The organism is Rhodovulum sp. (genome assembly GCF_011048875.1).
Lineage (GTDB): Bacteria > Pseudomonadota > Alphaproteobacteria > Rhodobacterales > Rhodobacteraceae > Rhodovulum > Rhodovulum tesquicola.
On sequence record NZ_DSDD01000422.1, the window covers coordinates 1 to 10310 of the forward strand.

The 10310-nt window shown below is 67.2% G+C and carries 12 protein-coding genes; 3 read left to right on the forward strand and 9 right to left on the reverse strand.

Going from position 1 to position 10310, the window contains the following annotated elements; translation table 11 throughout:
• The 3 genes from ENN83_RS14435 to ENN83_RS14445 all read left to right on the forward strand — a co-directional run.
• Positions 1-328 (forward strand): response regulator transcription factor (locus tag ENN83_RS14435; RefSeq protein ID WP_287188112.1); only part of this gene is annotated, 328 nt, incomplete at its 5' end.
• 127 nt (positions 329-455) lie between these two features.
• Positions 456-1100: an acyl-homoserine-lactone synthase gene (locus tag ENN83_RS14440; RefSeq protein WP_287188115.1), complete on the forward strand. Its 645-nt coding sequence runs from the start codon at positions 456-458 to the stop codon at positions 1098-1100.
• 41 nt (positions 1101-1141) lie between these two features.
• Complete coding sequence (locus ENN83_RS14445) at positions 1142-2674, forward strand: AAA family ATPase (protein ID WP_287188117.1); 1533 nt, start codon at positions 1142-1144, stop codon at positions 2672-2674.
• 2 nt (positions 2675-2676) lie between these two features.
• Here the strand turns inward: ENN83_RS14445 and ENN83_RS14450 are convergent, their stop codons facing one another.
• The 9 genes from ENN83_RS14450 to ENN83_RS14490 all read right to left on the reverse strand — a co-directional run.
• On the reverse strand, positions 2677-3435 hold the full coding sequence (locus ENN83_RS14450; protein ID WP_414707674.1) for a TIGR02186 family protein: 759 nt from the start codon (positions 3433-3435) through the stop codon (positions 2677-2679).
• Entirely contained in the window at positions 3432-4346 is a 915-nt protein-coding gene (locus tag ENN83_RS14455) for a sulfite exporter TauE/SafE family protein (RefSeq protein WP_287188122.1), read from the reverse strand. The genes ENN83_RS14450 and ENN83_RS14455 overlap by 4 nt, the downstream gene beginning before the upstream one ends.
• A 51-nt stretch (positions 4347-4397) precedes the next feature.
• Entirely contained in the window at positions 4398-5363 is a 966-nt protein-coding gene (locus tag ENN83_RS14460) for an ABC transporter permease (RefSeq protein ID WP_287188125.1), read from the reverse strand.
• Positions 5363-6460: an ABC transporter permease gene (locus tag ENN83_RS14465; RefSeq protein WP_287188128.1), complete on the reverse strand. Its 1098-nt coding sequence runs from the start codon at positions 6458-6460 to the stop codon at positions 5363-5365. The genes ENN83_RS14460 and ENN83_RS14465 overlap by 1 nt, the downstream gene beginning before the upstream one ends.
• Complete coding sequence (locus ENN83_RS14470; protein ID WP_287188131.1) at positions 6460-8010, reverse strand: ABC transporter ATP-binding protein; 1551 nt, start codon at positions 8008-8010, stop codon at positions 6460-6462. Before ENN83_RS14470 ends, ENN83_RS14465 begins: the two co-directional genes overlap by 1 nt.
• A gap of 5 nt (positions 8011-8015) precedes the next feature.
• Complete coding sequence (locus ENN83_RS14475; RefSeq protein ID WP_287188134.1) at positions 8016-9005, reverse strand: BMP family lipoprotein; 990 nt, start codon at positions 9003-9005, stop codon at positions 8016-8018.
• Between the two features lie 95 nt (positions 9006-9100).
• On the reverse strand, positions 9101-9517 hold the full coding sequence (locus ENN83_RS14480) for a GNAT family N-acetyltransferase (protein WP_287188137.1): 417 nt from the start codon (positions 9515-9517) through the stop codon (positions 9101-9103).
• Positions 9514-10128 (reverse strand): tRNA (adenosine(37)-N6)-threonylcarbamoyltransferase complex dimerization subunit type 1 TsaB, encoded by a 615-nt coding sequence (tsaB, locus tag ENN83_RS14485; protein ID WP_287188140.1) that lies wholly within the window; start codon positions 10126-10128, stop codon positions 9514-9516. The genes ENN83_RS14480 and tsaB overlap by 4 nt, the downstream gene beginning before the upstream one ends.
• On the reverse strand, positions 10125-10310 hold a 186-nt coding region (locus ENN83_RS14490), incomplete at its 5' end, for a NifU family protein (protein WP_287188143.1). The genes tsaB and ENN83_RS14490, both read right to left, overlap by 4 nt.

Here is a 10310-nt window from a genome sequence, read left to right on the forward strand (position 1 = left end):
CAACCACAGTTGCAGCGACGTGGAATGGGCGCGCTTCGTCCAGGAGAACATGCGTGATCTCATCATCATTGCGCATGACTTCAACAAGAAGGCCCTGGAATTCGAGGGCGAGCGCGACCTTGCACCGTCGACGACACTTTCGCCGCGGGAAACCAGCGCGCTGACGCTTCTGGCCAAGGGGCTGAGCAGGGCGCAGGCGGCCGATCAACTCGAGATATCGGAGCATACGCTGCGGGTCTATATCGAGGCCGCGCGGCACAAGCTGGGCGCGCTCAACACCACCCATGCAGTGGCCCGGGCACTCAATGCGGGGCTGATCGTGCTCTGAGTGCAACGACAGGGTGACGATCTGCAACTTTTCCCGTTTTGTTTCCAATTGTGCGATGGTTTAGGGCGTTGGTAACCAAGGGCTTTGTAGCTTTCCCCTGTCATCGGCTGGCAAAGGGCTACTCAACATGCTGCGTTACATCTACGGCGTCGACCTGCACAAGCACCCCCTTCTGCGTGAGACGATGTTCCGCGACCGGGCGATCCAGTTCCATGAACGCCTGGGCTGGGACGTCACGGTGGACGAGAAGGGCGAGGAGCACGACCAGTACGACGTGCTCAACCCGCTTTATGTGATCTGGGAACTGCCCGACGGGCGGCATGGCGGATCCATGCGCTTCCTGCCCACCACCGGCCGGACCATGGTGAACGAGCATTTCCTGCATGTGACCGATGGCGTCCGCATCGAAAGCCCGCTGATCTGGGAATGCACGCGTTTCTGCCTGGCGCCCGATGCGGGGCGCGAGGTGTCGGCGGCACTGGCACTGGGCGGGGCCGAGATCATGGCCAATTTCGCGGTCGAGCATTTCGTCGGCGTGTTCGACGCGCGCATGATCCGCATCTACCGGATGCTCGGCATGGCACCCGAAGTGATCGGTCAGGTCGGCGAGGGGAAGGACGTGCTTGCGGTCGGGCTGTGGGGTTGGGACGATGCGTTCTGGCCGCGCACGCTGAATCGGCTGGGGATCGAACGCGAGACCTCGCTTGACTGGTTCCGGCAGTCCTTTTCGGCCATCCCGCCGATAAAAAAGCGGATCCTCGAGGCGGCCTGATCGCGCTGGCACGCCGCGGGCGGCGCCTGTAGGCTCCGCCCATGAGCCTTGCCTCTCTTACCTTTTCCGAAGACCAGGCCGAGGCCCATGACCGCGTGGCCGCGATGCTGCGCGGCATGGGCGTGGATATCGACGCCGGGGCGCTGAGCCCGCGGGTCGAGGATCAAGCGGCACTTCTGGCGGTCACCGGCAAGGCGGGATCGGGCAAGACGATGCTGCTGGCGCGCCTTGTCGCGGCGCTGGCGGAAGCCGGGGTGGAGATCGTCTCGGGGGATTACGAGGGACGGCGGCGACGCGACCGCCGGACGCTTGCGATCCTTGCTCCGACCAACAAGGCAGCAAGCGTGTTGCGCACCCGTGGCGTCCCCGCCACGACCATTCACCGGATCATCTATACGCCGGTCTATGACCCTGAATACGAGAAGATCGCCCAATGGCTGACCGGCGAGGGCGAGCGGCCCGCGGTCGAGGGACTGACCGATGCCGCGCTGGACCGTGCCTTTGCGTTCTATCAAAGCGTCAAATCGGTTCCCGGCGCGCTGGCGACTGCGGGGCTTCGCGGCAGCGACTTCATACGCGGCTGGAAGCGGCGCGAGGAGCCGCTGGATATCGGCTTCGTCGACGAGGCCTCGATGCTGGACGAACGCCAGTTCGACGATCTGAAGGAGCTGTTTCCCGCGCTGGTCCTCTTTGGCGATCCTGCGCAGCTGGCCCCGGTCAACCAGTCGGGCCAGATGGTCTTCGACGCGCTGCCCGCGCACCAGAAGCTGGAATTGCACCGGGTCCACCGGCAGCAGGACGACAACCCGATCCTCGATCTGGCCCATGCGCTGTCCGATCCCTCGCTGGACTTCGAGTCGTTCGAGCAGATGGTTGAACGCGCCGCGGCGCGTGATCCGCGCGTCGTGGTCGCCCCGCGGGTCGATGCCGACCTGATGGCGCGCTCGCCCGTGCTGGTCTGGCGCAACGCGACGCGGATCCGGCTGATCCATGCCTTCCGCCAGGCCCATGGCACGCCGGAGGATGCGCTGTTGCCGGGCGAGCCATTGATCTGCGACGGGATCGAACTGCCGCTCAAGCACCGCAAGAAGCGGCTCGACCTCGAGGCGCGGGGGCTGATCAAGGGGGCGCAGGTGATCTATCTGGGCCCGGGCCGCAAGCCCGGCTTTTCACGGCTGCATGTGATCGGGGCCGAAGATCCGCAGATTTCGGCCGCCTCGATCGTCAAGATCGAACTGCCCGAGGAGGAGGAGCCGTTCATCCCCTATGCCGCGAACATGGGCGCGGCCTTCCTGCACGGGGCGGCGGTGACGATCCACAAGGCGCAGGGCTCCCAGTGGGACACGGTTCAGGTCTTTGCCCCCGACCTTTTCGCCGCCGCGCGGGCAGGGCGCAGCGAGGCTGGCCAGCCCTTGTGGAAGCGGCTGGCCTATGTCGCGATCACCCGCGCCGAGACGCGGCTGATCTGGGTCACGCGCTATCGCCTTGCCCGACCCGCCCGGCCGCTGACGACCGACGATCTGGGAACCGTGGCGGCGCCGCTGACCCTGTCCTCCGGGATCGAGGCGGACTAGCGTCAGCCCCGAAGCAACCGGAAGGCGGCCGACGCGCCCCAGCCAGCCGCAATGGCGATGGCAAGCGACAGCAGACCGTAGACAAGGGGTCGTTCGTGGGCCAGCATGTAGGTCCAGCGTTCCAGTCCCACCTTGCGCACCGCGATCGCGGTCTCGAAGGCGTCGATCACCGCGCCGTCCCGGGTCAGGAAGATGCGCGTGCGGTAATCGCCCTCGGTCAGGTTCGCGGGCAACGCGATCGAGGTGCGAAACAGCGTGTCCTCGGTCAACGCGACCTCGCCCGGCAGCACCTGGTAAAGCCCGACGCGGCTGCGGATGCGGACCAGCGCCTCGATGAAATTCTCGGAATCGGCGGCCTGGGCGGCGGTGCCTGTGGCGCGGATCGCCCGGGGGATCGAGACCTTGTGGCGCATGTCCTCATCCTGCGACAGCGCCTGGGCAAGCGGTACGGTGCTGGCCACCGCGTAAAAGCTGGGCGCCGCGTCGATCACCACGGCCTCGGTATTGACCCAGATCCCGAAGCGCCTTGTCTTGCGCCGGACGGTGACGGGGGCGGAGGGGCCGGCGACGGTGACCACGACATGCAGCGCGCCCTCGGGCAGCGGCGCCTCGCGCCGCACCGCGCCGAAGATCAGGATCTCGGATCCCGAAAAGCCGGTATTGATCGCGACCTGTGTCTGGCTGAGACCCGCGACCACACGTTCGGCCCGCGCGGGCAGCGCGGTCATGAGGCAGAGCAGGACCAGCAGCAGCCGCATCAGAACTTCCCCGCCGAAAGCGAGTAGATCTCGGCCGGTTGCAGCATCAGGTCGAGCGCAAGCTTGCCGCAGACCACCAGCACCAGCAGCGACAGCAGGATGCGCAACTGTTCTGCCTTCATCGCGACCCCGATCCGCGCGCCGACCTGCGCCCCGATCACGCCCCCGATCAGCAGCAGCACCGCCAGACCCAGATCGACGGTGAAATTCGTCATCGCATGTAGAAGCGTGGCAAAGGCGGTGACGAAGATGATCTGGAAGAGCGAGGTGCCAACCACGACCTTGGTGGGCATGCCCAGCAGGTAGATCATCGCGGGTACCATGATGAACCCGCCGCCCACCCCCATGATGGCGGCCAGGATGCCGACCAGCGCCCCCGCCGCAAGCGGCGGGATGACCGAGATGTAAAGCCCCGAGGTGCGGAACTTCATCTTGAAGGGCAGGGCATGGATCCAGGTACGCTGGCGCCGACGCGGCGCGGTCTTGCCGCTGCGCGAGCGCCGGATCGCGCGCAGGCTTTCCATGAACATCAGCGCGCCGATGATCCCGAGAAAGATCACATAGCACAGCTTGACCAGCAGATCGACCTGGCCCATCTGGCGCAGCATGTTGAAGATGGCGATGCCTATCCCGGCGCCGACGAGCCCGCCGATCATCAGCACCGTGCCCATCCGGATATCGACGGTCTTGCGCCTGAGATGGGCCAGAACGCCCGAAAAGGACGAGGCGACGATCTGCGCGGCCTCGGTCGCGACGGCCACCGCGGGCGGGATGCCGATGAAGAACAGAAGCGGCGTCATCAGGAAGCCGCCACCAATGCCGAACATCCCCGACAGCACGCCGACCAGCCCGCCCATTCCCAGCAGCAGGAAGGCGTTCACGGAAACCTCGGCAATGGGCAGGTAGATCTGCATGTAACGTCCCTAAAGCCTGCCACCCCGGCATGGCAAGGTTCTCGCTTGCCGTCAGCGTTCCTTGATATAGGGCGAGCCCCCCGCGCGGGGCGGTATCGCGCGGCCGACGAAACCTGCAAGGATGACGACGGTCAACACATAGGGCAGCGCGTCCATCACCTGCACCGGCAGCACCACCCCGCCAAGGTCGATGTTCTGGTAGCGCAGCGCGATCGCCTGAAGGAGGCCGAACAGGAGTGTCGCGCCCATCGCCTGCCAGGGCCGCCATTTGGCAAAGATCAGCGCAGCCAGCGCGATGAAGCCGCGCCCCGCGGTCATGTCCTTGACGAATCCCGCCTGCAACGCGGTCGCGAGATAGGCGCCCGCGATGCCGCACAGCACGCCGCAGATCGCGACGGCGGCATAGCGCGTCGCGGCCACCGACACGCCCGCGGTATCCAGCGCCTCGGGGTTCTCGCCGACGGCGCGCAGGCGCAGCCCGAACCGGGTGCGGTTCAGTACCCACCAGCTCAGCGGGACCAGCGCGAAGGCCAGATAGACCGGCAGCGTGTGGCCCGAGATCAGCTCGTGATAGATGGGGCCAAGGATCGGGAGGGGGTGCAGGGTCTCGGCCAGCGGCAGGGTGATCGGCTCGAACCGCGCGGCGCCGATCAGCGAGGGCGTGCGCCCGCCCTGCGAGAACCAGGTCTGGGCGATGACCACGGTCAGCCCGGCGGCCAGGAAATTGATCGCGACGCCCGAAATCAACTGGTTGCCGCGGAAACTGATCGAGGCCGCGCCATGGATCGCCGCCATCACCAGCGAGGCGGCAATGCCTGCCGACAGCCCCAGCCAGACCGAGCCCGTCACCGCCGCCACCGCCGCCGAGAAGAAGGCCGAGGCCAGCATCTTGCCTTCGAGCCCGATATCGAAGATGCCCGCGCGTTCGCTGAACAGCCCCGCAAGACAGGCCAGCAGAAGCGGCGTGGCCAGCCGCACGGTCGAGTCGAGGATTTGCAGAGCGGTGGCGAAATCCATCACGCCCGCCCCCGGCGCAACGCAAGGAAAAGCCGTTCCAGCGGCATCCGCACCATGTTGTCCAGCGCGCCGGTGAACAGGATCACCAGCGCCTGGATCACCACGATCATCTCGCGCGGGATATCGGTCCAGAGCGCCAGTTCCGCCCCGCCCTGATAGAGAAAACCGAACAGAAGCGCGGCAAGGAAGACGCCGAACGGGTGGCTGCGCCCCATCAGCGCGACGGCGATGCCGATGAAGCCCGCCCCCTCGACCGCGTTCAGAACCAGCCGCTCGGCCTCGCCCATCACGTTGTTTACGGCCATCAGACCCGCCAGCGCGCCTGAGATCAGCATCGCCGCCATGACGATGCGCACGGGCTTTATCCCGGCATAGATCGCCGCCGGTTCCGAATGACCATAGGCGCGGATTTCATAGCCCAGCCGCGTGCGCCAGAGGATCAGCCAGACCAGAACGCAGGCCGCAATGGCGATCAGGAAGGTGATATTGGCCGGGGCCGCGCGCGAGAACGCGAAGCCGAAGGGCGCCAGCAGGTCATGCAGGCTGGGCAGATGCGTGCCGGGCGGGAATTTCGCGGTCGCCGGGTCCATCGCGCCGATGGGCCGCATCACGTTCACCAGCAGGTAGTTCAGCACCGCAGCGGCTATGAAGTTGAACATGATGGTGGTGATGACGACATGGCTGCCGCGCGTGGCCTGTAGCCAGGCCGGGATCGCCGCCCAGGCGGCCCCGAACAGTGCCGCCCCCAGCGCCGCGGCGGGCAGGGCCAGCGCCCAATGCGGCCAAGGCAGCGACAGGCAGATCAGCGCAACGCCAAGCCCGCCCAACATCGCCTGCCCCTCGCCCCCGATATTGAAAAGCCGCGCCTGGAAGGCCACGGCGACGGCCAGCCCGGTAAAGATGAAATTCGTCGCGTAATACAGCGTGTAGCCCCAGCCATAGGTCGAGCCAAGTGCGCCCGAGACCATCATGCGCACCGCCGCCACCGGATCCTCACCGATGGCCAGGATCACAAGTGCCGACAGCGCGAAGGCCAGCACCAGGCTGACCAGCGGGATCAGCACCAGATCGGCCCATTTCGGCATCGCCTCCCGCATCAGGCCGCCTTTCCCCGCATGCCCGCCATCATCAGGCCAAGATCCTTCTCGTCTGTCTCCTCCGGCCGCCGCTCGCCCATGATCCGGCCGTCGAACATCACCGCGATGCGGTCGGACAGTGACAGGATCTCGTCCAGTTCGACGCTGACCAGCAGGATCGCGGCGCCCGCATCGCGCAGCGCGATCAGGCGCTGGTGGATGAACTCGATCGCGCCGATATCGACGCCGCGGGTGGGCTGGCCGACGATCAGCAGCGCGGGATTGCGCTCGATCTCGCGGGCCAGGACGATCTTTTGCTGGTTGCCGCCCGAAAAGTTGCGCGCTTGCAGGTCGGGATCGGGCGGGCGCACGTCGAAGTGTTCCATCCGCTCGGCGGTCATCGCGCGGATCGCGGCATTGTCCATCAGCGCGCGGTTGCGCTGGCAGGCCGGGTCGTGGTGATAGCCGAAGATCATGTTCTCCCAGGCGAGGAACTCCATCACCAGCCCCTCGCGCTGGCGATCCTCGGGAACATGGGCGATGCCCGCCGCGCGCCGGGCCTGTCCTGCATTGCGCGCGCCCAGGTCGATCGCCTGCCCCTCGATCCGCACGATGCCGCTGGCGGGCAGGGTGCCGCCCAGAACCCCCAGAAGCTGCGACTGCCCGTTGCCCGCGACCCCGGCGATGCCAAGGATCTCGCCCGCCCGCACGGTCAGCGACACGCCTTTCAGCCGCTCGACCCCGTCGATATCGGTCACGCGCAGGTTCTTGACCTCAAGCACATTGCGTCCCGGCGCGGCCGGTTTCTTGTCCAGATGCAACAACACCTTGCGGCCGACCATCAGTTCCGCAAGTTCGCCGGGGCTGGTCTGCGCGGTCGCAACAGTGGCCACCATCTGCCCGCGGCGCATGACGGAAACCGTGTCGGTGATCGCCATGATCTCGCGCAGCTTGTGGGTGATCAGGATGATGGTCTTGCCCTGGGACCTGAGGTTTTCCAGGATCCGGAACAGATGATCCGCCTCGGCCGGGGTCAGGACGCCCGTGGGCTCGTCCAGGATCAGGATATCGGCCTGCCGGTATAGCGCCTTGAGGATTTCGACCCGCTGCTTCATGCCCACGCCCAGATCCTCGATCCGTGCATCGGGGTCCACATGCAGTTCGTAATCCGCGGCCAGCCGCGTCAACTCGCCCCGCGCCCGGGCCAGCGAGGGGCGCAAGAGCCGCCCGTCCTCGACTCCGAGGATCACGTTTTCCAGAACGGTGAAGGGCTCGACCAGCTTGAAATGCTGGAACACCATGCCGATCCCGGCGCGGATCGCGGCCTGGCTGTCGGGGATCTGGATGGGACGGCCAGCGATGCGGATCTCGCCCGTATCGGCCTTGTAGAAGCCGTAAAGGATCGACATCAGCGTGGACTTGCCCGCGCCGTTTTCGCCGACGATGCCGTGGATCGTGCCGGGCATCACCGTCAGCGAGATGTCGCGGTTCGCCTGCACCGGGCCGAACGCCTTGGAGATGCCGCGCAACTCGATGGCGGGGACGCGCTGTCCCCCGGCCGCCCCCGCCATGCCGGTTACTTCACCGGGCAGGTGTTGTCGGTCATGTAGTCATGCACGGCCAGATCGCCCGCGGCGATCCGGGCCTTGGCCTCATCGACCGCGGCGATCATCTCGGCGCTCACCAGGTCCTTGTTGTGCTCGTCCAGCGCATAGCCCACGCCGTCTTCGGCAAGGCCGAGGACGACATAGCCGGTTTCCAGGTCGGCGCCCGCGGTGAGCGCCTCGTAGACCGCCAGATCGACCCGCTTGATCATCGAGGTCAGCACCTGGCCCGGATGCAGGTGGTTCTGGTTGCTGTCCACGCCGATCGACAGGATCCCCTGATCGGCCGCGGTCTGAAGCACGCCCACCCCGGTCGAGCCGGCAGCGGCATAGATCACGTCGACCCCCTGCGCGATCTGCGCGCGGGCCAGTTCGCCGCCCTTGACCGGATCGGCCCAGGCGGCAGGCGTGGTGCCGGTCATGTTCTGGATCACGGTCGCGTCCGGGTTCACCGCCTTCACCCCCTGGGCATAGCCGCAGGCGAATTTGCGGATCAGAGGGATATCCATGCCGCCGACAAAGCCCACCGTGCCGGATTTCGAGGCCATGGCGGCCATCATGCCCACCAGATAGCTTCCCTCATGCTCGGAATACTCGATGGCGCGCACGTTCGGGGCATCTACGCGGGTGTCGATGATCTGGAACACGGTGTCGGGATAATCGGCCGCCACCTCCTCCAGCACCGAGCCGAAGGCAAAGCCTGCCATCACGATCGGGTTCAGCCCGGCCTCGGCAAAGCGGCGCAGCGCCTGCTGGCGCTGGGCCTCGGATTGCAACTCGATCTCGCGATAGCTGCCGCCGGTCTCGGCCTTCCAGCGTTCCGCCCCGTTGAAGGCCGCCTCGTTGAAGGACTTGTCGAACTTGCCGCCCAGATCGTAGATCAGGGCCGGTTCGGCCAGCGCAGCGCCCGCGGACAGGGCCAGCGCGGCGGTTGCCTCAAGGGCCTTGTGCAACAGCGTCATCGAAATCACTCCCGGTTGGTTGGCGGACGGGGCAGGGCGCCGCGTTGACGTGATTTAGCGCCGAGCCCCGACAGGGCGTCAACCGGTTTCTGGCCTCAACGCCCCAGCGCCCGGGTCAGGATCAGCGCGTCGATCCGGCTGCCATCGGGGGCGGTGCAATAGCCCGGCCTGCGGCCCGCCTCGGCATAGCCTGCCGAGTGATACAGGGCGCGCGCGGCCGCATTGTCCAGCGCCACCTCCAGAAAGGAATGATTCGCGCCGCGCGCCTGCGCCTCGGCCTCGAAACGGGCGATCAGCTTGCGGCCAAGGCCCCGGCGCCGGGCGTCGGGATCAACCGCAATCGTCAGCAATTCCGCCTCGCCCGCGATGGCGCGGCCAAGGGCGAAGCCCGCTCCTTCGGTCACCAGAAAGACGCCGGGTCCGGGCAGCAGCGCCGCGAATTCGGCCGCCGACCAGGGGCGGGGATGAGTGAAGCACAGCGCATGCAGCGCCGCCAGCGCCTTGGGCGTCACGGCAGGATCACCGGCGGCGGATCGGCGGGCGGTGCGGCATCGGCGGGCCGAAGGTAAAGCGGCGCGGGCCGGGGCGACGCGCGGCCCAGCCGTGCGGCGGCGATCCGCGCGATCCGCGGCGCGATCCCGTCGAAACCGCCCGGCCCGATCAGCCGCGCCCCCGGCGGCATCGCATCCGCCATATCCTCGGGCCCGGCTTGGCGGGGCGGGGCCAGCGCCGTGCCATCGGCCAGCGGCTGAAGATAGACCGTCCCGCGCGGCCCCGTAAGCGCCACCAGCACCGGCCCTGCCTCGCCTTCGGCCATCGCCTCGAAGCCTGAAACCCCGATCGCAGGCACCGAAAGCCCCAGCGCCAGCCCGCGCGCCGCCGCCACCGCGATGCGGATACCGGTGAAATTGCCCGGACCGATGCCGACCCCGATGCCGTCCAGCGCCTCCCAGCCCAGCCCCGCTTCGGCCAGAATCGCTTGCAGAATAGGCATCAGCCGCTCGGCCTGCCCGCGCCCCATCTCCTCATGCCGTTCGGCGACGATCCGGCCCGCGCAGAACAAAGCGGCCGCGCAATGCGCGGCCGATGTGTCGAAGGCCAGGACCGTGGGGGCGTCCATCACACCTCTTCGGTTACCGGGCGGACCTCGGTGACCTCGGGGATATAATGGCGCAACAGGTTCTCGATGCCCATCTTCAGGGTCAGCGTCGAGGACGGGCAGCCCGCGCAGGCGCCCTGCATGTGCAGATAGACCACGCCCCGCTCGAAGCCGTGAAAGGTAATGTCCCCGCCATCCTGGGCCAC

Coding starts and splice junctions, on each gene's coding strand:
- ENN83_RS14440 (WP_287188115.1), top strand. CDS start 456: ATGCTGCGTTACATCTACGGCGTCGACCTGCACAAGCACCCCCTTCTG.
- ENN83_RS14445 (WP_287188117.1), top strand. CDS start 1,142: ATGAGCCTTGCCTCTCTTACCTTTTCCGAAGACCAGGCCGAGGCCCAT.
- ENN83_RS14455 (WP_287188122.1), bottom strand. CDS start 4,346: ATGCAGATCTACCTGCCCATTGCCGAGGTTTCCGTGAACGCCTTCCTG.
- ENN83_RS14460 (WP_287188125.1), bottom strand. CDS start 5,363: ATGGATTTCGCCACCGCTCTGCAAATCCTCGACTCGACCGTGCGGCTG.
- ENN83_RS14465 (WP_287188128.1), bottom strand. CDS start 6,460: ATGCGGGAGGCGATGCCGAAATGGGCCGATCTGGTGCTGATCCCGCTG.
- ENN83_RS14470 (WP_287188131.1), bottom strand. CDS start 8,010: ATGGCGGGGGCGGCCGGGGGACAGCGCGTCCCCGCCATCGAGTTGCGC.
- ENN83_RS14475 (WP_287188134.1), bottom strand. CDS start 9,005: ATGACGCTGTTGCACAAGGCCCTTGAGGCAACCGCCGCGCTGGCCCTG.